The sequence below is a fragment of the Streptomyces sp. NPDC001502 genome, from assembly GCF_042894785.1.
Taxonomy (GTDB): Bacteria; Actinomycetota; Actinomycetes; order Streptomycetales; family Streptomycetaceae; genus Streptomyces; species Streptomyces kutzneri.
Window position 1 is genome coordinate 1 of sequence record NZ_JBIAVW010000031.1, and the last position, 25205, is coordinate 25205.

General features: G+C 68.4%; 21 protein-coding genes and 5 pseudogenes. 9 read left to right on the forward strand and 17 right to left on the reverse strand.

Translation table 11 applies throughout. The features are described 5' to 3' along the window. Positions 1-131 (forward strand): annotated as a pseudogene (locus ACFY0D_RS35840) (SAM-dependent methyltransferase); the annotation flags it as partial. 47 nt (positions 132-178) lie between these two features. Here the strand turns inward: ACFY0D_RS35840 and ACFY0D_RS35845 are convergent. The 6 genes and pseudogenes from ACFY0D_RS35845 to ACFY0D_RS35870 all read right to left on the reverse strand — a co-directional run. Next, positions 179-641 (reverse strand): annotated as a pseudogene (locus ACFY0D_RS35845) (IS5 family transposase); the annotation flags it as partial. Between the two features lie 148 nt (positions 642-789). Next, on the reverse strand, positions 790-3441 hold the full coding sequence (locus ACFY0D_RS35850; protein WP_390802089.1) for a tetratricopeptide repeat protein: 2652 nt from the start codon (positions 3439-3441) through the stop codon (positions 790-792). 44 nt (positions 3442-3485) lie between these two features. Beyond that, positions 3486-3920, reverse strand: coding sequence for a hypothetical protein (locus ACFY0D_RS35855; protein WP_390802090.1), 435 nt, complete (start codon positions 3918-3920; stop codon positions 3486-3488). 79 nt (positions 3921-3999) lie between these two features. Beyond that, entirely contained in the window at positions 4000-4143 is a 144-nt protein-coding gene (locus tag ACFY0D_RS35860) for a helix-turn-helix domain-containing protein (RefSeq protein WP_390802091.1), read from the reverse strand. A gap of 117 nt (positions 4144-4260) precedes the next feature. Beyond that, positions 4261-4641, reverse strand: a complete 381-nt coding sequence (locus ACFY0D_RS35865; protein WP_390802092.1) for a hypothetical protein — start codon at positions 4639-4641, stop codon at positions 4261-4263. A gap of 161 nt (positions 4642-4802) precedes the next feature. Beyond that, a pseudogene (locus ACFY0D_RS35870) lies at positions 4803-5329 on the reverse strand (IS1380 family transposase); the annotation flags it as partial. Positions 5330-5556: 227 nt separating this feature from the next. Here ACFY0D_RS35870 and ACFY0D_RS35875 point away from each other — a divergent pair. Beyond that, positions 5557-7971, forward strand: a complete 2415-nt coding sequence (locus ACFY0D_RS35875; RefSeq protein ID WP_390802093.1) for a hypothetical protein — start codon at positions 5557-5559, stop codon at positions 7969-7971. A gap of 221 nt (positions 7972-8192) precedes the next feature. Then, positions 8193-8342: a hypothetical protein gene (locus tag ACFY0D_RS35880; protein ID WP_390802094.1), complete on the forward strand. Its 150-nt coding sequence runs from the start codon at positions 8193-8195 to the stop codon at positions 8340-8342. Between the two features lie 332 nt (positions 8343-8674). Here ACFY0D_RS35880 and ACFY0D_RS35885 read toward each other — a convergent pair. Further along, positions 8675-8905: pseudogene (locus ACFY0D_RS35885) on the reverse strand (phosphotransferase); the annotation flags it as partial. A gap of 534 nt (positions 8906-9439) precedes the next feature. On the opposite strand from ACFY0D_RS35885, the pseudogene ACFY0D_RS35890 reads away from it, so the two are divergent. Both ACFY0D_RS35890 and ACFY0D_RS35895 read left to right on the forward strand, forming a co-directional pair. Then, a pseudogene (locus ACFY0D_RS35890) lies at positions 9440-10324 on the forward strand (transposase); the annotation flags it as partial. Between the two features lie 200 nt (positions 10325-10524). Continuing rightward, a complete protein-coding gene (locus ACFY0D_RS35895; protein WP_390802095.1) occupies positions 10525-13299 on the forward strand; it encodes a P-loop NTPase fold protein in 2775 nt (924 codons plus the stop codon). A 214-nt stretch (positions 13300-13513) separates the two neighbouring features. Here the strand turns inward: ACFY0D_RS35895 and ACFY0D_RS35900 are convergent, their stop codons facing one another. Next, on the reverse strand, positions 13514-13846 hold the full coding sequence (locus ACFY0D_RS35900) for a DUF6221 family protein (protein WP_390802096.1): 333 nt from the start codon (positions 13844-13846) through the stop codon (positions 13514-13516). Further along, positions 13843-14418, reverse strand: coding sequence for a hypothetical protein (locus ACFY0D_RS35905; protein WP_390802097.1), 576 nt, complete (start codon positions 14416-14418; stop codon positions 13843-13845). Before ACFY0D_RS35905 ends, ACFY0D_RS35900 begins: the two co-directional genes overlap by 4 nt. Before the next feature lie 311 nt (positions 14419-14729). On the opposite strand from ACFY0D_RS35905, the gene ACFY0D_RS35910 reads away from it, so the two are divergent. From ACFY0D_RS35910 to ACFY0D_RS35925, 4 genes are all read left to right on the forward strand, one after another. After that, a complete protein-coding gene (locus tag ACFY0D_RS35910) occupies positions 14730-15617 on the forward strand; it encodes a DUF5655 domain-containing protein (protein WP_390802098.1) in 888 nt (295 codons plus the stop codon). A 308-nt stretch (positions 15618-15925) separates the two neighbouring features. Further along, positions 15926-16207 (forward strand): hypothetical protein, encoded by a 282-nt coding sequence (locus tag ACFY0D_RS35915; RefSeq protein ID WP_390802169.1) that lies wholly within the window; start codon positions 15926-15928, stop codon positions 16205-16207. Then, a complete protein-coding gene (locus ACFY0D_RS35920; RefSeq protein WP_390802099.1) occupies positions 16161-16685 on the forward strand; it encodes a DUF6879 family protein in 525 nt (174 codons plus the stop codon). The genes ACFY0D_RS35915 and ACFY0D_RS35920 overlap by 47 nt, the downstream gene beginning before the upstream one ends. Before the next feature lie 21 nt (positions 16686-16706). Beyond that, complete coding sequence (locus ACFY0D_RS35925) at positions 16707-17555, forward strand: Scr1 family TA system antitoxin-like transcriptional regulator (RefSeq protein ID WP_390802100.1); 849 nt, start codon at positions 16707-16709, stop codon at positions 17553-17555. Between the two features lie 48 nt (positions 17556-17603). Here the strand turns inward: ACFY0D_RS35925 and ACFY0D_RS35930 are convergent, their stop codons facing one another. From ACFY0D_RS35930 to ACFY0D_RS35965, 8 genes are read right to left on the reverse strand one after another with little or no spacing between them, the layout of a single operon-like run. Continuing rightward, positions 17604-18560 (reverse strand): NUDIX domain-containing protein, encoded by a 957-nt coding sequence (locus ACFY0D_RS35930; protein ID WP_390802101.1) that lies wholly within the window; start codon positions 18558-18560, stop codon positions 17604-17606. 35 nt (positions 18561-18595) lie between these two features. Further along, on the reverse strand, positions 18596-19252 hold the full coding sequence (locus ACFY0D_RS35935) for a M15 family metallopeptidase (protein WP_390802102.1): 657 nt from the start codon (positions 19250-19252) through the stop codon (positions 18596-18598). After that, positions 19253-19756: an NUDIX domain-containing protein gene (locus ACFY0D_RS35940; RefSeq protein WP_390802103.1), complete on the reverse strand. Its 504-nt coding sequence runs from the start codon at positions 19754-19756 to the stop codon at positions 19253-19255. Further along, positions 19753-20232: a GNAT family N-acetyltransferase gene (locus ACFY0D_RS35945; protein ID WP_390802104.1), complete on the reverse strand. Its 480-nt coding sequence runs from the start codon at positions 20230-20232 to the stop codon at positions 19753-19755. Before ACFY0D_RS35945 ends, ACFY0D_RS35940 begins: the two co-directional genes overlap by 4 nt. A gap of 36 nt (positions 20233-20268) precedes the next feature. Next, complete coding sequence (locus ACFY0D_RS35950) at positions 20269-21654, reverse strand: phosphotransferase (RefSeq protein ID WP_390802105.1); 1386 nt, start codon at positions 21652-21654, stop codon at positions 20269-20271. Continuing rightward, positions 21651-22505, reverse strand: coding sequence for a class I SAM-dependent methyltransferase (locus ACFY0D_RS35955; RefSeq protein WP_389810907.1), 855 nt, complete (start codon positions 22503-22505; stop codon positions 21651-21653). Before ACFY0D_RS35955 ends, ACFY0D_RS35950 begins: the two co-directional genes overlap by 4 nt. Beyond that, positions 22502-23758 (reverse strand): protein-L-isoaspartate O-methyltransferase, encoded by a 1257-nt coding sequence (locus tag ACFY0D_RS35960; protein WP_390802106.1) that lies wholly within the window; start codon positions 23756-23758, stop codon positions 22502-22504. The genes ACFY0D_RS35955 and ACFY0D_RS35960 overlap by 4 nt, the downstream gene beginning before the upstream one ends. Then, on the reverse strand, positions 23755-25107 hold the full coding sequence (locus ACFY0D_RS35965; RefSeq protein WP_390802107.1) for an MFS transporter: 1353 nt from the start codon (positions 25105-25107) through the stop codon (positions 23755-23757). The genes ACFY0D_RS35960 and ACFY0D_RS35965 overlap by 4 nt, the downstream gene beginning before the upstream one ends. Positions 25108-25205: the final 98 nt, after the last annotated feature.

Genomic DNA, 25205 nt, shown 5'->3' on the forward strand with positions numbered 1-25205 from the left:
GGCCGGCCGAGCTCGACCTGATGGCACGGATCGCCGGGCTCGAGAGGGAACGTCGCGTCGCGGACTGGGACGGGGCGCCGTTCACCCAGGACTCCGCGAAGCACATCTCCGTGTGGCGCAAGCCAACCTGAGGTCGGCCACCGGGCCGTCAACGTAAGCCGTGCCTGTCTTGAAACTCCTACCGGGAGTTCAGACGTCGCCAGCAGATCAGTGCGCATCCGAGGGTGAGGAAGGCTTCGTGGATGTCGTCGCGTATCTCCCAGCGGATCCGCAGGCGGCGGAACCAGTGCAGGTGGGCGAATGCTCGCTCCACGACCCGGCGTTGGGCGCCGAGTCCGGAGCCATGCTCGGTGCCCCGGCGGGCGATAAGCGGCTTTACACCGCGACCCCGGACGAGGCGGCGGTACTTGTCGTGGTCGTAGCCGCGGTCGCCCCACACCACGTCCGGGCGGTGCCGGGGCCGGCCTCGCTTGCCCCGCACCGGCGGTACCGCCTGAAGCAAGCGGGATCAGCTGGGTGACGTCGTTGCGGTTGCCGCCGGTCAAGGTGGCGGCGAGCGGGATACCAGTGGCGTCGGTGATCAGGTGATGCTTGCTGCCCGTCCTGCCCCGGTCAACGGGGCTTCGTCCCGTCTTGGATCCACCACTCCGCCCACCACGGAGTGCTGCTGGAGGGCACCGAGCCGATGACGGCGTGCGCCACGCACTTGCCCGGCCTCGCCCCGATCGGCGAACACACCAGCTCACTTTGGACTGCTCAGGCCGGACTGTGTCGGTCTGAAGGCTTCCCTCACTCATCTGATTCGTTGGCGAGTCGGCGACGCATACGGGCGGCTTCCTCGGTGCGGCCGATTCTGTCTAGGACGTCGACCCGTGCGGCCAGGGCCGCACGCAGGTAGCCGTCGTACACGCCGGGCCTCGCCTGGGCCAGTCCGTGAAAGAGCGCCACGGACTCCCTTACCGCCTCTAGCGCTACGGGCAGCATCTCCTCTTCTGCCACCTCCAGCATGCTTCTGCCAAGGTTGGTCAGCGTTTTGGCCAGATTAGGCTCGTAGGCTGCCGGGCTGGCCTCGGCCAGCCGCCGGTAGATGTCGACGGCCTCCCGAGCTGGTACCACCGCCTCCTCCGGCCGACGCACGTGCGACAGGCAGTTGCCGAGATTGTTCAGGGCTGCGGCCAGATTGGGCTCGTAGGTTGCCGGGCTGGCCTCGGCCAGCCGCCGGTAGATGTCGACGGCTTCCCGAGCTGGTGCCACCGCCTCCTCTTCCCGCCCCGCTCGCGGAAGGAGGGTGCCAAGATTGGTTAGCGCCGCAGCAAAGTCGGGCTCGTAGGTTGCCGGGCTGGCCTCGGCCAGCCGCCGGTAGATGTCGACGGCTTCCCGAGCTGAGATCAACGCCTCCCTCGGTAGCCCCGCCCGCAAGAGGAGGGTGCCCAGATTGGTACAGGACATTGCGTGATCGGGCTCGTAGGTGGCCGGATCCTCTTCGGCCAGTCGCTTCCAGAGAACAGCGGCGTCCAGGGCTGGGTCCAGGGCGTCCCACCCCTCACGCCCTGCCTGCGAAAGGCAGTTGCCGAGACCGGTCAGTGCTCGGGCGAGGTTGGGCTCGTATGCGGCCGGATTGGCTTCAGCCAGCCGCCGGTAGATGTCGACGGCTTCCCGAGCTGAGACCACCGCTTCATCCTGCCGGCCAACGTTCGACAGATAGGTGCCGAGATCGATTAGCGCTGCTGCCAGGTCGGGCTCGTAGGCAGCACGATCGGCATTGTCAAGGGTGCGCCAAACTGCCTGGGCGTCCTGGGCAGCTGTGAGGGCCTCGTCGCGCAACCCGGCGTAGTGGAGGCGGCCTGCGAGATGGGTGAGGACGCGTGCATGGGCGAGGGGGTCTTGAGTCTGGGCGAGGTGGTGGTGAGCCAGACGGTATGCGACGGCAGCGGAGCCGGGGTCGAGGTCCGTGTGTCGCCCTTCGGGCAGACACGGCTCGATTGCTTCCAAGATCTGCGGATCAAGTTCGGGGAGGTTGGCAAGAGACGCCAGTGCCGCGCCTCCAGCCTGCAACACCAATTGAGGGTGTTTGATCAACAGCGGAGCAAGCTGATGTGTGATCACATGCGGCCATCGACTCGCAGCCGCGATCAGGACGGTCAGCGTTCTCCGGGTCCAAGTGGGCGGCCCCGATGCGACGCTGGTGTCAGCGGGGGGTGGTGCGAGCAGGCGTCTGGGGGCATCGGTGCACCACGGGTCAGGGCTGTAGGTGTGAACGGTGTGGCCGGGCAGGGTGAGGGCCAGGAAGTCCTCTGCAAGCCGATCGGGGTATAGCGGCTCCAGGACGGTGCTGCCGTCGGTGCTGAGTGGAGGGTAGGGGATGGCGTGATCTTTGAGGATGCGGTCGCCGGGCCCGGCGCTGGCGATGCCGACGCGTTCGATGGCTTCCAGGCCGTCGACGTACGGCTGTGACCCGGTGAGGGCTGCGGTGTAGGCGGTGTGGCCCAGAGCATCGGCGGTTATGCTGACGCCGCCGTTGGTATGGAGCTTCTCCCAATGGCTGCGTTCTCGCGTCAGCAGATAGGCGGAGACCTTCGCCGGACTACTCAAGGCCAGCCTGGTTGACCGGTCCTCAGCAAAGCTGCGGTGGTGGGCGTCAACTACTGCCAGGGCCGCCATGTGCACGGCCAGGACCTGCCGGAAGTCTGGGTTTTCCAGCACCGCTGGAGGCGCCTCGAGGTCCCCGACGCCGGGGATGTCCAAAATCGCGGCGAAACGGTCCCGCGCCGCGTTGAACAAGGTCTCAGGCTCGATGGCGGGGTCGTCCGCTAGCGCGTGCAGAGCCAGCTCGGCGGTCTCGATGTCCATGCGGTCTAGATCGTTGGAGAGCGTCTGCCACCACACTCCGGCGGGGCGGGCGCCTAGCAGTACCCGAGCCCTGTCCTGCCGCGCGGCATCGGCGCACAGCTCTAGAAGGTCCGCCGTAGGCCATCGCTCGGCGTAGTCGACGAACATCAGAACTCCGGCTCCGTCATCGGGCTCGCCGACGAGCCCGCCGGGCATGAGAGCGGGACCAGTTACCGGATCAGCGGCATGGCGGGCCTGCAGCGCCTGCCAGCCAAGGTCGCGACTAACCTGCGCGAACTGGGTGGCTAGCCGTGTCTTGCCCTGCCCGCCGGAGCCATGGAGCAGCAGAACCGACACCGAATCATCGCTGTCCCGCCAAGCCGCCAAGTCCTGGAGTTCGGTCTGGCGGCCAATGAAGTCGACCACCGCGTAGCGGGCTTGCAGGAGACGGGCAGGCTGATTGCGGGCGCGATTGGCCGAGATCACCGGCCGACCTTCCGGGAAGTCGCATACCCGGTACAGCGGCCTCTCGCCGCTCGGGGCGTGCACCGACACGTCCCCGCCCACCCACTGGACTTGCACCACCGACCCGTAGACCACCGAATCGGCCACCCACTGGCCGCGTCTACGCCAGGCGCCTCCTAGGCTGGGGCCGCTCACTCCTCGATCTCCACATCGCCGCCAGTCTCTTGTACCTGGTCGACCGAGCCTGCCGCAGCCGTGCCCTGCACCGATTGCCCGCCCTCACTCGGCGCAGGGGCAGCGGGGGGCGTAGTGCCCGCAGGTGGTGCTGGGGGCGGCCCAGTCTGGGTACCACGGCGGACGATCTTCACGCTCCCTTTCGTGTCGTCGACCTGGGCGATACCTCCGCCAACACTTGATTTCTCCACCGCCTGCCCGCCGCTGGATCGAGCCTGGCGCCGCAGTCCTGCCACGGACACCGCCAGGCCGGCCAATGCCACGAACAGGGCGATCACGCTGGCCACCTTGTCCGCGTCGTCCAGGCCCACCGCAATCAGGTATCCCGCCAGTGCCCCAACCGCCAGGATGGCAATCGTGCCGCCGATCCATGCCTGCGCCTTCCCTGTCATACCTCCATCATCTCTCCGGTATCACGACATGTCCTGATCGCCCCGGCAGTCCCGTAGTCCCCAGGACTCGGGTCGCAGCTCAGGTGCCCGACTGCCGACCGTCGCGGCTCCTGGCGCGGGGGAGCGGGCGCCGGGGAGAGGGAAGAAGGTCCGGGCGCGGCTTGGACACGCCCGTCTCGTACTGCCCCACCGCAGCCGGCGTCACTCCGAGGCGCTCGGCCACCGTCCTTCTTGGTCATCCCCGCCAGCCGTCTCGCCTGAGTGAGCCGCGCGGGGTCGAGGCGTCGTAGACGGCGCGCGGAGTACGCCGCGGCCTGCCGTGCCGGGGAGCAGGGGCTGTTCAGTCTTCATCGTCCTGGTTGGCCAGTGGTTCGATCGGGTCCGACTCGGTCATCGGCGGAACGTCCCACTTCTCCTCCGCGTCCGGCCTCGCGAACAGGAGAGGCACGGGCTGCTCGCCCGCATCGAAGCTGACGCGTTCCGGAGCCGTGGCCTGCTGCGGAACAGCGCTGAGCCTACGCCGCGCCGGAGTGGCCGGCAGTTCGGCGAGGACCACTTCGGACTGGAGCCCCTGGCCTCGGTCGCCGGCCGTGCGGTCGCGCCGAAGGCGGGCCGTCGCTGGGGCACGGCCAAGGCACAGCGCACCGCGACGGCGGATGGGACCATGGCTGAGCTGGCCGCGGCGGTCGACGAGGTCTTGCTCGGGCTCGGCGAGGGACATCATCAAGGTCGAGAACCAGACCTACACGACCTATCAGCGGCTGCGGAACTCCGCCTGCCTGTACCCACCGAAGAAGGCCAAGGTGCTGGTTTACCTCAAGGCGGACCCGGCGAAGGTTGACCTTGTTCCCGGATTTGCGCGGGACGTGACGGACCTCGGGCGAACAGCCGCAGCCTCAGGCGACGGGGGCTCCCGCAGCCGGGGCTTGCCGACCAGAGCCAGCATAGGCATCCAGGCCAACAGGTCGAGGCGATCTGGACGATCTCCCAGCCAGATCTGGTTCTGCGCCATCTCGTGGAGGGGCAGGTTGATCAGGCCGGTGGCGCGGACGCGGTCCTCGGTGCGAGGCCCGCTGGCCGTGGCGCAGCTCCAACTCGGCGATCGGCGCGGGGGCGGTGACGGTGGCGAAGCAGGTCAGCCGCACCCCGTCGGCGTCGGTGAAGCGCAGCTGGGCACCGGGGTGCGGGCGTTCCGTAAGGACGATCAGCCGTATCCCCGTCGGCAGCCCTTCGGACAGTCTCCGACGAGCTCGGCCACCCAAAGCCGTCGCGGATCTCATTGTCCGGCTCGACAGCCGCGGCGTCCACGCGGTGACCGGGACCTGCAGGACCGCGTGGTGAACGGCGCCGATGATGGTCATATCGGCCGAGTACGACAGCCACTGGCCCCCGGCTGAAAGCCAGTTGACTCAACTGCAACCGTCTGGAAGGCCGCAGGAGACTGATCACCTAGCCCCCCAGAGAGCGAACGCTCCGGGGCAGCAGACCTCAGCTCATTTGTCCCTCCAGCGACGATACTGCGGCCGTATCCTGCCGCCCCGCTGAGCGTGTGGCGTGCACGTCAGCCTTCTCGGCTGGCAGGTCCAGGGCAGCTGGGCAATGCTGAAAGAGGGGAATCTGATGGTGAGGAACCGCAATGGCCCTCTACGTCAACCAAGGCACCCAGGGCTGGACCGAGCTGCGCATCCATGGGGTGTCGGGCACCCCGCCAGAGTCCTCCCTCGGGCATCCGCGTGTTACGCGTGTTGCCGGAGACGCGAAGGCGGGCTTCTATCGACGCGAGTGGGAATCCCAGGGTGCGTCGGGGGAGGAGGACACTGTCGGCTTCCGGCGAGAGGCATACTCGTGGGGCGGCTTGACGTCGGGAGACAGTGGGCGTGCCCTGTGGCTGCTTCTGCTGCCCTTCATGCTCCTCAACATGGCCTTCTTCGCGGATCCCGGACACACTGTCTCCCCTCCGAGAAGGCATGTGGTTATCCGAACTTCCATTCAGCGGCTGCTGGCCCTCAGCCTGACGGGGACGTACGTCCTCGCAGCGATCTCGGTCTCGTTGGACCTGGTGGGATGGCAGTGCGGCAACGCCGCTTTGCGGGAGGGCGGCATGCAGTGCGCTGGCGGTGCGGGGTGGCTGCGATGGCTTCAGTACGACTGGCTCAATACTCCGGGACGTCATCTGACCGCGGCGGCCATCGTTCCGGTCGCCCTTGTCGTACTGCTGTGGTATTTGGGCAACAAGACATGGCAAGTCGCGGAGGCGCAGCCGGTAGAGCAGAGCGCCGACCCCGAGGTGAAGACACCACTCGAAGACCGGCGTATGTGGAACGGACGTGGACCGGTGCGCCGTCTGCGTGCCCTGCACATCGCTGGTGCATTTGCCGTCATTGCAGTGTTTATTTTGGCCCCCCTGCTCGAGCGTTCCCAACGGGGGCTGTACGCCCTGGACAGCAACAGTTGGAACTTTGGGACCAGCTTGTTCCGCAACCTGCTCCTGGTTCTGGCACTGGCATTGCTGGTTGTTGTCGCCGTCTTCGTCATACGCCCTGGGACGGCTGAGCGCACACGCCCGAATGGGCAGGACCCGTCCTCTCGTGAGCGGGATTGGTATCAGTTCCTGCCATGGGGCGCGCTCGCCCTGGTCATCGGCGCAGGAGTGGTTGCCTCCTGGAGCTCAAAGAGTCAGGTGACACCGTCTATGGGCGGCCAACTGCCTTGGGAAGTGACCTGGATCCATGGGCTGTTCCTCGCCCAGGCCGCGATGCTGGTGCTCCTTCTGGTCTACCTGCTGCTGGACCGTCCCTCCTCCCCTTCTTCGCTGCCCTCTCCCTTCTCAGATCTTCCGAGTCAACCGTGGGGTGGACTTGTCCTTCCAGGCGTCGCGTTCCTCGGCTGGGCGCTCGCCGGAGCCCTGGCTGCAGGATGCATGCTGCGCGTGGCTGAGATACTCGGCGCGCCTTCGGTCGCTCAGCGAGCCAAGAGCGAGCAGATCCAACTGATCGTGCCTGATGCGTACTTCTGGGCCGGCGCAGCAGCGACCTGTCTCGTCGTGGTGGCTTTCGTCATTGGCTTGGTCTCGTGGCGGCTCACGAATCTCAGTGCCCGTAGAGACTTTGCCCCCCAGGTAGCCGCGGCGTACGCGTCCACAGAAGACGACCCTCGTCGGCACCGTCAGATTGCCAAGTCGTGGGCGCGGGCGCAGCTGCTCGAGGGTGCGAGCCAGAAGGCTCTCGGGACCTTCCTGGCGGTGGCCGCAGCTGCGGCCGGGGTTGGTGTCATTCTGTTCGTGAAGAACCCCAGACTCGTCACAGACGAGCGGTGGCTCGTTCTAGTCTCCAACGTGGTTCTCACTGTGGGTTTTCTGGTGCTGCTGTGGGCGGGCAGGCAAGCGTACAAGAGCCCCCGCTTCCGTCGGACGGTGGGCATCTTGTGGGACATCGGCACATTCTGGCCGCGCGAGACTCACCCACTGGCACCGCCCTGCTACGCCGAACGCACCGTACCCGACCTGCTGGAGCGTGTGGAGTATCTGACCGGAGGCCAGGACGATTCGACCCCAGAGGGGTATGTGATCTTCTCCTGCCACTCCCAGGGGTCGGTGATCGGGGCGGCCCTCGTTCTTCAGAGCCGGACCGCGGCCGACACGCGGATCCGCCTGCTCACGTACGGCAGCCCACTCACCCACCTTTTCGTCCGGTTCTTCCCCGCGTACTTCAACGCGCGAAGCCTCGAACGGATCGGCACGCTGATCGCCGGAGACCCGGCTGCCGACGTGGACCAATGGCCGTGGCGTAACCTCTACCGCCCGACCGACCCGATCGGCAGCTGGGTGCTCGCCAAAGACGCGTTGGCGTCGGCAGATGGCGGGGCCATGCCGCCGCCCGCCATCGACCGGCAGCTCCTCGACCCGCGCTACTTCGCCCGTCAGCCAGGTGACCCCTGCTACCCAACCAGCTTCGGGCATTCGAACTACTTCGCCGACCCGGCGTTCGAGACAACCGTGACGGCATTCCGTCAGGGGCCCGTCCCCGAAGTCGCCCCTCCGGAGCAGCAGTGAGGAGCGCTTCGGCGCTGAACCCACCCCCTCTGACGCCACGGGTGGTCGCGCGTACGAGGGCGGGGCCGTCTGGCATTGGGCTGGTCTTGGGCAGCGGGTGACGCGGAGCCGGAGGAGCGTGCGGCGGCGGCCCCCGGCAATTCGACGGTCGGAGCGGAGCAGGCGACGGTGCGGGGGTCGCCGCCAGAGCGGCGGCTCCACCCAGGATCCCCGTGGCTCCGATGCTGACCGACATGCTGTCTGACCGGCTGGATGCGCTGATCAAGCACCCGTTCCACCGGGAGAACGCTGAGCGGCTGGTCGGTTTCATCGAGGACCTACGCCAGTGCCACAGAGTCGAGGGTTTCGTGACGTTTCGCAGCTGCCTCTGAGAAGGCAGTGACCCGCAAACCGGGCGAACCTTCCCGGTCAGAGCCCTAGCCGTCGTGATCAGGCAAGCGGAGCTGCTGGGGCGCGGGCGTGACTTTCCGTTCGCGCAGACCGAGCGGGTCCTGGGGCGCTGCCGGCGCCGGGTCGTCCACCAGGCTCCGACCGCATTGGCCTGGCGCCGGTAGGCGGGGATGTTGTACGCGTATCCCAGGCGTGCGATCTCTCCGTTGAGGATCACCACGAAGCCCTCGATCGCGGCGACCTCGGCCTCGTTCAGCGGCCGGATACTGCGGTAGCCGGCCAGGAGGTCCGCAGCCCGCGCCTGCTGGTAATGGGCCCGCTCGCCCTGAAGGACGAAAAGGCCGGTGGCGAGGAGCTTGGCGAGGTCGAAAACGGGAGGAGCGTGCATGACTTTGTCGAAGTCGATGAATCCGAACGCGCCGCCACCGCTGCCGGCCACGACGTTGTCCCAATGCAGTTCGTCGTGGATGGGCTGGGGCCGCAATGACGCCAGGTCCTGGGCCAGGCGCGGCAGGATCCGGTCCCGCCACAGGTGCCGGGCCACGTACCAGTGCGGCAGCTCCTGGTCCGAGGAGGGAACCGGACCGCGCTCGAAGGTCAGACGGCGGTGAGGGTTCTTCGAGCATGCTGAACTCGCACGGGACGCATGGCACTGGAGTGGATTCCCGGGCCGAGCGATATGGCGCGGAACTGCGGAGTGGGGGAAATGGTGCTTCCTGACGGTGAGAAGGAGAGGGCAGCCGGTCAGCGCCGTTCAGGGAGGAGTGCTTGCGCGAAGGCTGCGACGAGGGTGCTCGCCTAGGCGGGGCTCTGGCTGATGGCACGGACCACGGCGGTGGCCGATCACGACGGCGTCGACCAGGGGCGCGACGATCGTTATCTAGGGTTGTCAAGTCTTCTTGCAGTTCAACCGCGTGTGGATTGTTCAGGGACATGAGGAACGGGTGAGTGGAGCTCCTCATCAAGGTGCCAGGACAGGAAGCGTGAAGAGGTCGTCGCCGTTAGGGCGCGTATTTGGTTGTGATCAATTTGCGGGATTTCCCCTCGCGGCTGGGCCTGATCCGGTAGATCGTGTTGTGTGACGCGGATGCAATTGCCGGATGTGGAGTGGGAGTTCATCGGCCCGTACCTGCCGATCGGCGCGTACGGGCCGTACCCGGAGCGGCTGCGGCAGCAGTTCGAGGGCGTGATCTGGCGGTCTCGGACGGGCGGGCAGTGGCGGGAGATGCCGCAGGAGTTCGGCGCCTGGTCGACCGTCCACAACCGTTTCCGGCAGTGGAGGGACTCCGGTGTCTTCGAAGCCCTGCTGGAGGGCCTGATAGCGGAAGCTGAGAAGCTCGGTGAGGTGGACTTGTCCCTGATCAGCGTGGACTCCACCACTGCCCGGGCCCACCACGACGCTGCCGGGATGCACCTCGGCCAGGAAGTCATCACCGCCGTGGAGAAGGCCGCTGCCGAGGAGGAGCAGGCCCGGCAAAAGGGGGCGGCCCGGAAGGACAAGACGGGCGGGACGCCGGAAACGACCCTGAGCGGGAAGAGCGACGACGTATCCGGCGCCGGCACAAACTCCGGCTGAAAGCCGCCCTGCTCGGACGCTCCCGGGGCGGGCAGACCAGCAAGGTCCACCTCGCCGCCGACCGGAAGTGCCGCCCTCTGGCGTTCGTCCTGACCGCGGGGCAGGCCGCCGACAGTCCGCAGTTCATTCCCGTGCTCAGGAAAGTACGCGTCCGCGGGCCCGTCGGCCGCCCCCGCACCCCGGCCCGGAGCGGTCGCCGGAGACGAGGCCTACTCGTCCCGCGGCAACCGCGCCTACCTGCGCAAACGCCACATCAAGGCAGTCATCCCGGAGAAGAGGGACCAGGCCGCCAACCGGAAGAACAAAGGCGGTAAGGGCGGCCGGCCCGTCAGCCACGACGCCGACCTCTACAAGGAGCGGAACACCGTCGAGCGCCTGATCAACAGGGATCAAAGACCTCACCCGGAACAGCCCCTGATCACAGCCAAATACGCGCCCTAGAACCATCAGCCACCCCCTCCGGCGTGACCCCGGATCAGCCCTCGCGCACCCCAGCGGCGAAGCCCTCGCGCGAGATCGATTTGCTCTCGCGCGGGTAGGGGCAGACGCTGGAAAGGAGCTAGCACTGCGATGGGTGGGTGATCCCCATGTCATTCCCGAGCGGCGACCGTTCGGGCGAGGCCAGCACCGATCAGCCTTGGGCACGTGGCTCCGTGCTGCCGCGCCCGTCGGTGGGACCTCATGACGTCCACGAAGGTCCGTTGCTGAAAGAGGCACTGGACGCCGTGCGCGCCCGGCCGGAGATCGCCGAACAGTTGGCGGAACTCCAGGAGCCCCCGGATTTGGAACAGGTGGTCGAGGAACACCATGACGTCATCCGAACAAACATCGCGGATCAGCTGGAGCGCACACGTCAGCTCGGCAAGCGGTTGCACGAGCTGCTGGTGGCCGAGATGGCGTCGGACACGCCCCGCCTAGCCGCCTTCACACGACTGTCCGAGACGGCCGACGTGCTGAACGACGTGTCGGACGCGATGTTTCACGTCCTTCGTGAATGGCCTGCTGCTGAGGAGTCAGACGCCGGCCGGGTGCGCGATGTGCTGAACGCGGCGTGGAGTCGGCGTACAGCGGCCGAAGCGCTGTTGGCCACCGACGGGGCGCGGACGACAGGCCGAAAGAGTCCGCCCAGTCCACCGGAATGGCCGGACGATCCACGAGGCGTCCGAGACACTCTCATGAACGAGTTGTTTTCGATTACGATCCCGCTGGACCGGATCGGAGAGCGGATGAAGGAGGACATGAGAAGCCAGCGCCCTCGCGCACGGGAGCGGCTTGAGTTCCGCGCCTTGGAGACGGAGTGGCAGTCGGCACGGGCTGACCTCAATTCCGCGGCGGAATCGGCGATTCAAGGCTTGGTCCTCACGGCCCTCAACCGTGCGGTGGCCGAGCAGTTCTCCCTGCGCATGCACGTCCGTTCCCTCAGCGGTCTCCGCGAGACGATCACCAACGACAAGGTCGTCATCACCTCGTCCTTCGGAAGCCTGGAGTCGATGATCGGCCGGCGTGCTGAGGGAAGCTTCGGGATCGCCGGCCCCAGAGGCGTGGGTAAGTCGACTCTCATCAAGTTCTTCACGATGGCCGGGACCGAAAGTACACGTCCTCCAACGGGCATCCCGGACCCCACGCAGCGAGCCCGGCTGGGTGTCGCCGTGGCGGCACCCGTCGCGTACGATCCACGCGAGTTCGTCCTCCACCTGCACGCCGAAGTCTGCCGCGCGCTCCTCGGGCCGGACGCGGACCGGGACCTCGCGAACGTCCCGGTGGCGAGCCCGAGGCGCGCCAAAGCCGTCAGCGCGTTGTACGTCGCGTTGACCGGGGTGGCGAGCCTGGCCGGAGGTACCACCCTCATCGCTCGTGCCGTCCCGCTCCTCAGCGCACCCGACAGCTGGTGGGCGTACCTCGCGGTGGTCATGACCGGTGGTGCGGTCATCCTGCTGACGCTGTTCCTCCTCAGTGTTGTACGAGTGGCGGTACCGGCGGGCGGCCCTTCTCCGCCGGAGTGGCCGCCTTCGCAGAGGGCGTCCCAGCAGCCCTGGCACTTGTCGAGCGCGATGCACAGGGCCGCCGGATGGTGCGCGTCTCTTGCTCTCTGCGCGGCGATCGGTCTGCCCCTCCTCGCAGCCTCCGGGGGCCTGGGGCGGGGTACCTGGATGCTGCTGGGCGGCCTGGCGGCAGTCGCTCTCGGCGTGGCACTGCTCCTCGCCGGGAAGCACATGGCAGGAGTCTCCTTTGCTTTCTGGAGGTTCTACCCTCTCCTCGCATCGGCGGATGTGACGGCGTACTCCACGGAGAGCGAGCTCCGGGAAAGCGCAAGCGATCAGCTCTGGAAGATCCGCTACCAGCAGACCCTCAGCAGCGGGCAGTCGATGACACTGAAGCTCGGCAGCTCGAACCAGTTCCCCTTGGCCGTCGACGTCGGCGCCACCCGGGGGACGACGCTGCAGGAACGAGCCAAGACGTTCCCGGAAATCGTGGCTGAGCTTCGACCCTTCGTCGAGTCGGTCACCAAGTCCTACCAACTTGTCATTGCGATAGATGAATTGGATAAGCTCCGGAGTCCTGAATCGGTCGAGAATTTCCTCAACGACATCAAGGCCGTCTTCGGTGCCAGCCGCTGCTTCTTCCTCGTCTCCGTCTCGGAGGAGGCCGCGGCAAGCTTTGAGCGCCGGGGCATGCCCTTCCGTGACGTGTTCGACAGTTGCTTCGATGACATCCTCAGCCTGCAGCGCCTGCAACTGCCGGCGGCCCGTGAGATTCTCTACGGTCTGCTCCTGGGCTGGACGGAACCCTTCGTAGCCTTGTGCTACATACTCTCCGGGGGGCTTCCCCGGGAACTGCAGCGCACCGCACGCGTACTGGTCGGCCCCTACGAAGAGGCGAGTGACATCGACCTGGCCCCAACCGTGCCGGACTTGATGCGCCGCGAGGCGGTCGCACGGCTGTGGGCCGTCCGCCAGAGTCTGCTGCGAGACACGTGCGACCCCGTCGGCCTCGTCCTCCTCGACCGGATCGAGCTCATCGATCCACGGCGCGCGACGGCCAGCCAACTATGCACGTGGTATGAGGAATTGCGCTCGTGGTGCGCCGTGCAGTTCGCGGATACCCTCAGGACGGGCGGGTCCACCGGGCTCCCCCTGGCGCTACGCCTGGGCTGCGAACTCGCCGCCTTCATGCTCTTCGCCGCGACAGTGATCGAGTTCTTCGGGGACACCCTGAACTCCACCCGCCTCAAAGACGCCGAACAGCCTGACGCGGGCAACAAGTCCCTCACTCGGCTCGCGGACGCGCGCCACGCGCTCGCGCTCAGCCCCTGGACCTCGGTCAGCTGCCTGGTGAGCTTCCGCAAGGCATGGGGCATTTGACGCGCGGTCCGCCACCAGCCGCTGTGGGCCCCATCGCCGGCCGGCTCGGCTCGGTCCGGCGGTGAAGGGGCTACTGCCCGCTGATGAGGAGACATCTGCGGAGTGGCTCCGTAGCCGTCGAACGGTAGATCTCTAACAAGTCCTGCTGGTCCTGTGCGTGGTGTCGGGCCGCACCGAAGGTTGCAGTCGGCATCGCTCCTGCCAGCGTTGGTGTTCACCACTCCCGCAGCAGCCAGGCCGGATCGAAATCAACGTGGTCTCGGTAGGCCATCGCGAGCGCTCTGACCGCGTCGCGCAGGGCTTCCTTCGCAGCGCTGTCGGCGGCCTCATAGAGGTCCACGACCAGACGGCGGGACTCGAGATTGCTCCAGATGTGCGGCGGGTCCCAAGTGGCCAGGTGCGTGGCGATGTCCCGCTGGGCGTGGACCACGGGCTGATCATGATCGTCGATGACGGTGCCGCTGCGGGGCGGGTGATGCCGCCACGAGGTCCCGTCGCCACTGGTGCCCTGCTCGTCTTCGTCGAGACGGGCATGCACAAAAGTCACCAGCGACTCATGACGACGCGGCTCAGGGGTACGAGACTCAAGAACCGGGCCCGGCTGCCGCGGAGTTGGGCCAACTGCCTCTCTGCGCCAGCCGGATTCTTCACCACGAAGTAACGGTGTGCTGTGTACTCGTCCTCGTTCGCACCCTCATTGATACGCCGGAAGGCTTCATTCTCGACCAGCTCGGCATGCATCCAGGCCCATGTGGGCAACCACCCGCGGGCCGGGTCCACGCCACCGCTGAGGAGCTCAACGATGTTTTCACAGCCTTCGCTGTAGACGTCGTCGCTGAGATCGCCATTCTGGAGGATCGTCAATCCCCGGACCGCCACGTCGGAGAAGAGTTCGGGTGCGATCTCTTCAAGTGGGCGGTGTAGTGCGTCAATCAACATGGACGGAGTGGTCGGACCTCGTCCCGGGCCGCAGACGGACATCACGACACCCGTCATGCGAGCAATCTCGCGGCGGGCAGCGGGCTCCTCGTATCGGCAGGTGTGAGCATATCCAGCTCGAACAGCTGCGCTGATCAAGACCCGACGGTGGAATGGCAATGTGTCAGACGGCAGCGCCATCAGACCCCATCTCACTTCACTGAGTGACCACGACAGAGCTCTCTGTGCCGCAGGATCATGCCACGGTAAGCCGGGACCGAGAGGGATCCTGATTTCGTTGTGGCGCCGTGCTGACCTGCAGGAACAGGGAGACGGGCAGTTGCTGACGGCGTGAAACTTCACTCAACCAGGTGACAGAAGTGGACCAAAGGAGCGCTGCTTTGGCCTCCTGTAAGAGGCGTGTGCCAGGTCTCTTACATCCCCGGAGAGCCCTCCGGAAACAATCTCAGGGCCGGTCGTGTTCTGGCGTGTACGGAGAAGAGGAGGGGGAGGTGTCGGGGCTGAGACTGTTTGACGTGACTGGGGGGAGCGCGGCGGAGATCGCAGCACGCTCGGCCGAGGTGGAGCGCGACCTGCAGGACGTGATTGAGGCGAACATGGAGGCCATGCTGGGGGTGCGGTTCCTGGCGAGCGAGTACAGCACTGGGCCGGTCCACGGAGGCCGGATCGACTCGCTGGGTATCGACGAGAACGGGTCTCCTGTTGTAGTGGAGTACAAGCGTGGGCGTGACGCCGGCGTCATCAACCAGGGCCTCTTCTACCTCGCTTGGCTGACCGATCACCGCGCAGAGTTCCAGCATCTGGTCAGCGAGCAACTCGGGGCGGATTCAGCAGCCCAGGTGCTGTGGAGTAGCCCCCGGCTGATCTGTATCGCAGAAGGCTTCACCCGCTACGACCTCCACGCTGTACGCGAGATTCGCCGCACCATCGACCTGGTCCGCTACAACTACTTCGGCAGCGGATTGCTTGCCCTCGAGCCGGTGGCGAAGGTGACGGCAGGTGTGCCGGCGAGGGGCGGGCGGAGGCGCCCCTCGCAAGGTGCGCCGATCGGACCGCGTGGCGCTGGTACGGCTGACCTCCGCGGCATGCTCGACGAGCTGGTAAGGGGGTTCGGCGACGACGTGAGCAGTGTGGATCGCAAGCAGTACCGCGCCTACCGGCGCCTGCGTAACTTTGCCTGCGTTAGCCATGCCCACCAGCAGGAGGTTGTCGTCACCCTTCGGGTGAGCCCGAAAGGCATCGACCTCGCTCCGGGCTTCACCCGGGATGTCAGCACGGTCGGCCACCACGGCACAGGCGACCTGGAGGTCCGCCTCCGGACGGAGCGCGATCTGCGACGGGCGGAGCCCATGCTGCGCATGAGCTACGAGGCTGCATGAGCTGAGGACATCCGGTGCTTCGGGGCGGCCCGCGACGTGGACAAACTGGAATGGTGCCCCTCGACATCCCCGCGAGCGCGGCTGACGGAGACCTTGACCTCCGACCCGGCCGGTCCGGACTGGACCGGGTTCCTCAACGAGGCCGAGGAGCAGATCCGGGGCGGGGGCTTCTTCATTTCCGGTTCTCAGCGCGGTCCGGCACTGGCCGGCGCCCCGGACCATGACCGGTTCCCGCCCTTGACGCCCGGGTGCCCGTGGACGAGCGTCACACGCAAATACGCGCAACTCACTGGACAGGGGAGATCGTCATGGCGCTACGGTTCGTTGGGATAGACCCCAGCACTGGCGGCGGAGGTTCCCCCACCGTCTGGGTTGACGAGGAGAAACAGGAACTCGTCATCCAGGGGTGGAACCTCGACCCGGCCCGCACGGCCGAGGTCGCGTCCACCGAGTGGGTCGCCGGGCATGCCGTCGGCGTACCTGAGGGCGAGACGCCGGTGCGGGTCCCGTTCCGGCTGGTTCCGATTTTGAGGGAGGCATGTGATGTCGCAGAACGCTCCGGACTTCGCCGCACTGATGAGGCAGGCTGAGCACAGCGCGGTCCACCTGGAGATGCGCGACACGTACGGAGTCGGCGACGAGGCCGAGGAGTTCGAAGAGTTCAAGCGCACCGGCCACGTCGACCTCGACCCCACCTTGCGATGGTCGCCCGAGTGGCTCGGCATCGTCCGGGACACGGTCGGCCGCGGTGTGGTCATGCGGCGGGCGCGGATCGTCTCTGAGCCGGTGACCGATTACATCCGCTGGGAACACGCCGTCACCCCGATGAACATCGAGGCCGGGGAACAGGTCCGCTGGCTTCCGCGTCGGCGGGCGTCGGACATCGCGCTGCCGGGGAACGACCTGTGGCTGATCGATCGCCGCCTGGTGATGTTCCATTTCTGGACGGGTGAAGGCGACTGGGCCGGCCACGAGTTCACGGAGGAGCCCTCCGTGGTCAAGCTCGTCACCGACGCCTTCGAGACGGTGTGGGAGCGCGGCACCCCTCACGAGCAGTACACCGTCTGACTCCGACCGGACCCACCTCCCATGGCCTCTTCCCCGTCATCCAGCGCGCAGGCGGCCCGTGAAGCGCTGGCCATGCGTCTGTCCCACCTCCGCAAGGACGCCGGTCTCACCGGGCGGGAGCTGTCCGCCCGGTGCGGCTGGCATCCCGCGAAGACGACCAGGCTTCAAAAGGGTGAGATCGCAGCCTCGGACTCGGACATCCGCGCCTGGTGCGCGGCCACCGACTCCGACGACCAGGCGGCCGACCTGATCGCCACCGCCCGCGCTGTCGATTCGATGTACCAGGAGTGGCGGCGCCTCCACCGCAACGGAATGCGCAAAGCCCAGGAAGACTGGTCGGACCGGCATCGGCAAGCCCGAATCTGCCGTACCTACGTCTCCAACGTGGTCCCCGGCTACCTTCAGACCCCCGCGTACGCCACCGCGCTCATGCGCAGTATCACCACCTTCCAGGGCACTCCTGACGACGTGACCGAGGCCGTGGCCGCCCGCGTCGCCCGCAGCCGGTTCCTCTACGAGGGCGGCCACCGCTTCGTTGTGCTCATGGAGGAGTGGGTCCTACGCTCGCGGATCGGCGACGTCGACACGATGACCGCCCAGCTCCGGCACCTCCTCAACGTGCAGCCGCTCGCTTCGGTCTCCCTCGGGATCATCCCGGCCAGCACACAGCGCACTATCTGGCCGTTGGAGGCGTTCTACCTCTTCGATGACCGCCAGGCCGCCGTTGAGACCCTGACCGCCGAGGTCAACATCACCCAGCCCCGGGAACTCGCGGACTACGCTCAGGCGTTCGCCGGCCTGGCGGACATGGCGGTCTATGGCGACAGCGCCCGCGCACTGATCACGGCCGCGATCGGCTCCCTTGGATGAGAATCCGCAATTAGGCGCAACTTCGTTGAGTGCGGATCCCACGTCTCCCTACGGTGAGGACACGCCGCTCGGGGTGGGAGTGGGCGACCGTGCTGCTGCCCGAGATCGGACTCTGGCCAGGAAGTCGGTGATCCGGGCGACCTCGGTGACACGGGTGAAGCCACCGTGGGTGGCGTCGCACAGGGTCCCCAGCAGCACCACCGCCTCCGGGAGCGCGACAAGCCCGGACTCCTCCTCCAACTCCCGTACCGCCGTGCCCTGGAACGGCTCACCCGGCTCAACCTTCCCGGCAGGGAGCTCCCACATGGTCCGGGCGCTGTTCCAACCGAGGAGAAGCTGCCCGCGGGTGTTCGTGACGACGACCGCGACGCCGGCCATCGCGGCCGGCGTCGGTGTCCGCTTCTCCCCGTAAGCGACGGCTCCGGTCTTCGGGCCTCGCAGCAGCAGGACCGTGGAGTCGCCGGCCTCGACGCGCTCGATGTGCTCCCAGCCATCGCAGAGCAGGGCAATCTCGGTCTCGTCCAGGCAGATCCCGCGCAGCTTCTCCGGGAATCGGTCGGCGTGCGGGGCGATCACACACAGCGTGCCCTCGGGCTGAAGGAGGGCTGCGAGTTCGGCGACGGTGCGGGTCCGATCGGGCAGGCGAGCCAGGGTGCGGCGCAGGGTGATCACCCGGAACCCTTCGCCCCCCGGGTTGAGGGAGGCGAGGTCGCCGCAGGTAGCGTCGAGCTGGTGGTAGGTGATGGCCTGCGAGGAGTTGGCTCCGGCGCGCTCGACGGCGGCCTCGGCCCAGTCCACCGCGTCGACCCGGTAACCCGCATCGGCCAGCAGCCGGGCCACCTCACCGGTCCCGCAGCCGACGTCCAGGGCCGTCGCATCCACCGTGCCCTGGGGGCGTGCCAGGCGGTGGCGGAGGGCGGTCTTCTCGTCGTCGGTCAGCGGCTTGAAGTCACGGCCGCGGTCGTAGTGGTCGTGCCAGGCCTGCATGGTGGGTGGGGCACTCATGTGCGGGGGCTCCTTCGGCAGGATGTTCAGGACGGTCAGGCCGGGTGCGGGACGGTCGGTCCGTACAGGGCTCTCGAGCGGCCCGACATCAGCGCCCAGTACCGGTCTCCGAAGGACCAGTGCCACCACTCGCTTCCGTAATTCACGAGGCCCACGCCGGTCAGGGCATCGCTGAGGACGGTGCGGTGCAGCCGGGCCTGGCGGGTGATGGTGTCGGACAGCGTGTAACAGGCGCCCGCGCTCTCCTCAGGGGTTGCATTGACGCGGGTGCCCATGTCCAGCTCGGAGCCCTCCGCGTCGACGAGGGTCAGGTCGATGGCCGCGCCCGCACTGTGCGGGGCGATCTCCGGAGGTGAGACGTACCGGCTCGCCCCGGCCCGGAGTTCCTCCTCCGTCCAGGACGGGTAGGCCGCCCGGAGCTGATCGGTGTACTGCTGGAAGTACTGCTTTTGCAGGTCTGGCGGCCGGTACCCCTCGACGAGTAGGAGGCGCAGTCCGTCCGGCAGCACCTCCTGGGCGTGCAGGATCCGGTCCACGACGCCGGAGCGGAGCAGGGAGAAGGCGCCTGCCGTGTCGCAGCGACGGTCGTCGACCAGGAAGTGCTCGCCGGCGCGAATGTCGATCAGCCGCTCGCCGTTGTCGGCCACGGGGATCGCGGCCACCTTCGGATCGGACATCAGCACGACGCTCATCTACGCCTCCCAGTCCCAGGCATCGAAGTACACGGGCACGCCCGACTCCCGGGCCGCCACGACCGCTTGGAGGCGGGTGAAGTCCCGGCCGGGCATGAGCGGTTCCCAGTCGGCTACTGCAAGCGCCCGGACCTCGCCATGCTCGGCCGGGTCCAGCACGATCCCTTCGAGCTCCGCCGAGGTGAGCCGGCCACCGTCGAACACGAACCCGACCGTGTTCAGTGGCCATGCCGCTCCGGGCAGTCCGAAGACAGCGGCGAGCAGCCGCGGCGGTCCGGCCATCTCCAGCCCGGTCTCCTCACGGCATTCGCGCACCGCGGTCTGCCACGGCCGTTCCCCGGCTTCCGCGATCCCGCCCGGCCACTGCCACGGATGGGTGGTGGTGTAGGTGGCGCGGAGATGGACGGGGCGGTCGGCCTCGTCGGTGAAGAAGATCGCGCCGAAGACCGTCGCCTTGGGGAGCGTCGCGGCGAACTCCTCTGGAGGCATCCATGTCCCGCTCACGGCGTCCTCCCGTCGGACAGGGCGGGGAAACGCGTCATACGCATCAGCGCCCGATCACTCGCGAAACCGAGCCCTGCGTAGAGCGGGGCGGAGCCCTCGCTCGCGTACAGCTCGTAGAGCGTGACCCCCTCGGCTTCCAGGTGATCCAGGAGCGCGGCGAGCGCGGCCTTGGCGTAGCCACGGCGCCGGTACTCGGGGTCGGTGGCCACCGCGTGGATCCGTACGGCCAGCCCCTTGGGGTACTTGGGGGCGGGCAGGACCGCGTGGACGAGCCCGAGTGCGCAGCTGGCCAGACGGCCCTCGACGGCTTCGACCACGTAGGCGCGCGCGTCACCTCCGGGTGCGAGCCGTACGGTCAGCTGGTCGGTGCACTGGGCCAGCCAGAGCGTATCCAGCGGCTCGGACAGGATGTTCTCCGAGCGCAGGCGGGAGATCTCCGCCGCGTCGGCGGGAGTGGCCAGGCGGGGCTGGGCCATACCGTGCTCCTTCCTCGAATACGGTGCTGAGCGGGGTTAGACGCGGCGGGCGGTGTGGAGGCGCAGCAGGGTAAGGCGGCCGCGTTCGGTGACCTCGGGGTCGCCGTGGGCCATGCTGTACGCGATGCCGGAGACCGCGTCGAAGGCCGCCTCGCAGTCAAGGCGCAGCTCCTCGTCCGGGTCGAGCAGTCGGCCGTAACCCTTCAGGAATGCGGCCCGGAGGTCGTCTCGGCCGGTCCAGGTGTCGGAGAGCCGCACCATGTCCCGGGTGGCGCTGGCGTATTCGGAGCGCTCGAAATCCAGCAGTCGCGGCCCGCCGTCTTCTCCGATCAGGACGTTGCGGTACTGCAGATCCCCGTGTGTCGGCACTGCGGAAGGCGCGGGCAGGTCCGCGTACACGCGGGCCAGGGCGAGGACCAGATCCTCGTCGCCGACGGCCAGGTACGGTCCGGCCGCTTTCAGGTGCCGCTCGACCTTGCCCAGGGCCGGGGAGGAGCCGGCGGGCTGTTCGGGAGCAGCGCGGTGCAGGGCGGCGGCGAGGCGGCCCAGACCTTGCTGGACCTGTGCCTCGGTCGCCGGGTCCAGGGCCATGCCGTGCAGAGGCCGGCCGGTGAGTGCGGTGATCACGACGGAGCGCAGCGCCGGATCGGCGGCCACCAGGCGAGGTGCGGCCGCGCCCAAGCTGGTGACCCAACTCCTGCGGGCCTCGACTTCACGGTGGTGGAAGCGGTCGTTTTGATGGACCTTGACGAACCAGACGCCGCCCTCCTCGCCGTCGACGCGCCAGACGCGGCTGGTCTGCCGGGGCCAGGAGGCGTCCGTACAGGTTCGGATGCGTCCGACGGTCTGCTCCGCGAACTCCCGCACGGCGTTCTCGGGCCCGTGGTGTCCGGCTGGCCCGAGGGCGTGGGTGAGGGGGCGGCGACGGTCGAGGGCCGGGTTGTAGGCGATCGGGTCCCCGGGCTCCTGGAAGTGGATGGCCACGGTTTCCCCGGCCAGGTAGGTGTCCAGCCCGGCGCGGCAGTAGGCGACCATCGGATCCGGCAGAGCGTTCAGGGGAAACCAGCCCATGGCATCGCAGACGGCCGGCTCACGGACAGACGGAACGCCTTCCCAGACGCTGACCTCGAAGAATGCCCCCACGCGGCTGCGCCCGCCAGGACCACGGTGGTGGACGGTGAGCGCGTAGTGGACGTGCGCCGGGTCGACGATGATCCCGGCCTCTTCATGGGCCTCCCGGATCAGGGCCGTGAGCATGTCCTCGTGGGGGCCGTCGATATGACCCGAGACGAGGTGCCACATGCCAGCGGCGTACACGTCTCCGGCACGTCGGGAGAGCAGGACCTCGGGCCCCTTGTCGGTGTCGCGGATCAAGATGAGGTGGACATCGACCGGCACGCGGTGCCGCTGCTCGCCGCTCATGAGGCGCATCCCGGTCGGCGGGCAGTCAGGACGGTGAAGACGGCGTCCTCGCGCAAGATCCCGCCCTTGGCGTGGGCGGCGAGCAGGTGCCGGGCCTCGGCCTCGAACTCCTGACGCCGGTCTGCGAAATGGTCGGGCCGGGCGAAGCTGGTACTGCGGAGGTAGCCGATGACGCTCTCGACCCGCCAGGCTCGGGTGACCGGGAACCGGTGTTCGTGCACGTCGCTGAACGGGGAGCCTGCGAGGTCGTCCTCGTAGGAGCGGGCAGGCTGCGTGTAGGTGCCGGTGGCTCCCGCCCGGCGGGGCTCGCCCAGGTAGGTCTGGATCAGCTCGCGCAGGGAGGTGGTCCAGTCGGCGGTGTGGGTCCACAGGCTGCCGTCGCCCATCACGGCGACGACGCCGTTCGGTGCGGCCACCCGGTCAGCCATCTCCAGGACGGCCGGGCGGTCCATCCAATGGAAGGCCCGGCAGCAGGTGATCAAATCGGCACGGTCATCGGCATGTTGCGGGGTGAAGGTGTGGGCGGGGCCGGTGAAGGCGGTGGCCGTGCGGCCTCCGAGGAGGGGCTGGAGGTCGGACATGGCCTGGTCGAGCATGGCCGGATTGACGTCGACCAGGTCGATGCGGGCGAGCCGCGGGAGCGCGGGAAGCAGGGCGCGCGGCACCTGACCGGTGCCGGTCCCGAGGTCGAGGAGCGCGGGAGCGGACACGCCGTGCAGGGTCGCGGCGAGCAGGCATACGGCGGCGTCCGGGATGCCGGGCCGGTAGCGGGAGTAGTCGGCGGCCGCCGTCCCGAAGAGCGCCTCTCCCGGGCCGGTGGCGGGTGCCGGTTCGCTGAAGCGGCTGGTCATGTGGGGTCTCCGGGGGTGGGTCGCGTGGTGGGGAGCGTCCAGGTGAGGGTGTTGCACCGGGTGGTCGCCCGCTGGGTACCGTCGGCGTCGAACTGAATGCGGTAGCCGGCGGGCGATCCAGCCGAACGCCATGGGGCGGCGACGGTATGGAGCTCGTCCCAGATGTCGCGGGGGCCGGCCACAGCGACCTCCCAGCGGTGGTGTCCGGCCGGGCGCGCCCGCATCCACGATCCGCAGCCGGGTGCACCGATGGTCAGGCCGTCGGCGGCGAAGTCCCGGACGAGGCCCGGCCGCAGTGCACCCAACGCCGTCCAGAAGCCCCGGTCGGTGATCTGGGGCGGCTCCAGGCGGCTGATCTGCGTCCACCGGCCCTCCTCGGTGGCGATCCGGTTGCGGAAGGCTGCCGGCAGGAAGACCTGGTCGAAGCCGGCGCCCGCCCGGTGCCCGAACTCCACCCCGCGCAGCTCGGCTTCCACCCGTCCGCCCGCGGTCTTGGTGATGACGGCGAGGCCGGGCCAGGACGGCGAGGTCGCGCTCACCGTCATCAGCGCGCGGCCACCGGGCGCGAGCTGCGCCATCAACGCCGGCGGGACATACGGCAGGCCGAAGGACACGAGGATCCGCTCGTACGGCGCCCCGCCGGGCCAGCCCTCCTGGCCGTCGCACGTGACGACCGCGGGACGGTAGCCGAGGTCGGCGAGGTGGACGCGTGCGGCGTCACCGGCGTGCGCGTCCATGTCGAGGGTGACCACGCCCGCGTCGCCGCAGATGAAGCAGCCGACCGCAGCGGTGACCCCGGCGCCCGTGCCGACGTCGAGGAACCGCTGGCCCGGACTGAGGTCCAGCAGGGTGAGGAGGGGTGCCGTCATGCCCATGGTGCTCGACATCGCGGTCATCGAACCCCCCGACCGGGGGCCCGGCACCCGCCCGAGGATCGCCTCGCCGGCGTGCTGGACCGGCACGCTGCCGCCGCTGTGGAGCAGCTCCCGCAGTTCCTCCCGATCCTCGGCCCGCGTCCAGTCCAACAACTCCCAGACCGGTGGCATCTCGTCCGGGCCCGAGCGGCGCACGTACGCCTGCGGCATCAGCACCTCGCGCGCCAGCGCGAGCAGCGCGTCCCGGACCGGCCCGGCCGTAAGGTCGCCGGCCTCCTCCAACCCGTTCACCATCCGCGCCCGGCTGGCCGCGGAGCCCAGGCTCACCTCCGCGCCGGCGGGCGCCGGGCCTGTGCTCTGGCTGGTCTGCCCGGTCATGGAGTCCCTCCGTCCATCGAGCGTTCCCGGTTGGCCTCTGCGGTCGGCGCCGGTCCGGGTGCGGGAACTGGTGCTCCGGGAGTCTCAGGAGGGGCGGCGGAGGGCATTTGCCGCAAGCCACGCAGCGGAGACCGAGCAAGGACTACGAACGGGACGACGAGCAGCAACGCACCGGTGACAAGGGCGGGCCGGACTCCGGCCCAGGTGCCGAGAGCTCCGGCGAGCAGTGCGCCCAGCGGCCGTGCTCCGGAGGTTAGGCAGGTGCTCACGGACTGCATGCGGGCCTGCATGCTCCGGTCGGTGATCATCTGCCTGATCGAACGCTGGGTCGTTCCGGCCGCGCCAGCGCACGCGAGCTGGACGAACAGGGTGGCGCCGATGGTGACCTCCCAGCCGGTGCCAGGGGAGGCGAGGAGCAGCGGGAGTTGCGTCAGCGGGGTGAGGGCGAGCGCGCCGAGCATCATCGGACCGGGCCCGACGTGCCGCGCGATGGCCGGGGCGGACAGGGCTCCGGCGGCCGCACCGAGCGCCCCGAAGCCCAGCACCACACCGAACACTGTCGGGGCCATCTCCAAGGTCCGCAGCAGGTACAGGGCCCATAGGGTGTTGAGGATGGCCAGTGCCAGTGATGTGGTCGCGTTCACCCAGGTGAGGACCGCCAGGCGGTGGTCGCCGTGAACGTACCGCCAGCCCTCCGCGATCTCCGTGCGCAGCCGGCGCCGCGCGGCCGGCGGCGGCACGCTCTCGCGGGTCTGGATCCTGGCCGTGCACCAGGCACTGAACAGGTAGGACGCGACGTCGCCGAGCAGGGCGCGGGCCGGGCCGAGCAGTGCGGTCAGGGCCGCGCCGAGGCTACTGCCGCCGGTCGCGGACACCGCGAACAATGCGCCGACGCGGCTGTTGCCGCGCTGGATCAGCGACCGGTCGACCAGGCTGGGCAGCAGACTGATCGCCGCCGCATCGTGCACCACGCCGGCGGCTCCCTGCACTGTGGCGACGGCCATGAGGTGGCCCAGAGTCAGCGTCCCGGTGGCCGCAGCTACCGGGACCGTCGCGAGGGCGGCGGCGCTGACCAGGTCGCCGGTGATCATGAGTGTGCGTTTGGCGTACCGGTCCGCGAACGCCCCTGCGGTCAAGGCGAGGAGGGCTGGGGGGAGTTGGCCGAGGAACGCGATCGCGGACACCTGGCTGGTTGTGGCGTCCAGACCGTTCACGGCCAGGACCGACAGTGCCACGGTCGAGATCGAACTGCCAGCAACGCTCGCGCTCTGCCCGGTCAGATACCGGCGGAAATCGCGGTGCCGCCACAACGACGCGGAGGCGGTGGAGGGGTCATGAGCAGTGGTCACGGACCATCCCCTCTACGTTCTCCGGGCGAACACATCGGGCCGGGCGCTGGGACCTGTGCCCGCAGCCAGAGCATCGACGTGCCCGGTGGCTGCGGCGG

Excerpts from the sequence above, each read along its gene's own strand:
- ACFY0D_RS35925 (WP_390802100.1), top strand. The coding sequence starts at position 16,707 with ATGGCCTCTTCCCCGTCATCCAGCGCGCAGGCGGCCCGTGAAGCGCTG.
- ACFY0D_RS35945 (WP_390802104.1), bottom strand. The coding sequence starts at position 20,232 with ATGGCCCAGCCCCGCCTGGCCACTCCCGCCGACGCGGCGGAGATCTCC.
- ACFY0D_RS35895 (WP_390802095.1), top strand. The coding sequence starts at position 10,525 with ATGTCATTCCCGAGCGGCGACCGTTCGGGCGAGGCCAGCACCGATCAG.
- ACFY0D_RS35915 (WP_390802169.1), top strand. The coding sequence starts at position 15,926 with ATGGCGCTACGGTTCGTTGGGATAGACCCCAGCACTGGCGGCGGAGGT.
- ACFY0D_RS35905 (WP_390802097.1), bottom strand. The coding sequence starts at position 14,418 with ATGGCGCTGCCGTCTGACACATTGCCATTCCACCGTCGGGTCTTGATC.
- ACFY0D_RS35920 (WP_390802099.1), top strand. The coding sequence starts at position 16,161 with ATGTCGCAGAACGCTCCGGACTTCGCCGCACTGATGAGGCAGGCTGAG.
- ACFY0D_RS35935 (WP_390802102.1), bottom strand. The coding sequence starts at position 19,252 with ATGAGCGTCGTGCTGATGTCCGATCCGAAGGTGGCCGCGATCCCCGTG.
- ACFY0D_RS35880 (WP_390802094.1), top strand. The coding sequence starts at position 8,193 with ATGCTGACCGACATGCTGTCTGACCGGCTGGATGCGCTGATCAAGCAC.
- ACFY0D_RS35930 (WP_390802101.1), bottom strand. The coding sequence starts at position 18,560 with ATGAGTGCCCCACCCACCATGCAGGCCTGGCACGACCACTACGACCGC.
- ACFY0D_RS35955 (WP_389810907.1), bottom strand. The coding sequence starts at position 22,505 with ATGACCAGCCGCTTCAGCGAACCGGCACCCGCCACCGGCCCGGGAGAG.
- ACFY0D_RS35855 (WP_390802090.1), bottom strand. The coding sequence starts at position 3,920 with ATGACAGGGAAGGCGCAGGCATGGATCGGCGGCACGATTGCCATCCTG.
- ACFY0D_RS35865 (WP_390802092.1), bottom strand. The coding sequence starts at position 4,641 with ATGTCCCTCGCCGAGCCCGAGCAAGACCTCGTCGACCGCCGCGGCCAG.
- ACFY0D_RS35950 (WP_390802105.1), bottom strand. The coding sequence starts at position 21,654 with ATGAGCGGCGAGCAGCGGCACCGCGTGCCGGTCGATGTCCACCTCATC.
- ACFY0D_RS35960 (WP_390802106.1), bottom strand. The coding sequence starts at position 23,758 with ATGACCGGGCAGACCAGCCAGAGCACAGGCCCGGCGCCCGCCGGCGCG.
- ACFY0D_RS35875 (WP_390802093.1), top strand. The coding sequence starts at position 5,557 with ATGGCCCTCTACGTCAACCAAGGCACCCAGGGCTGGACCGAGCTGCGC.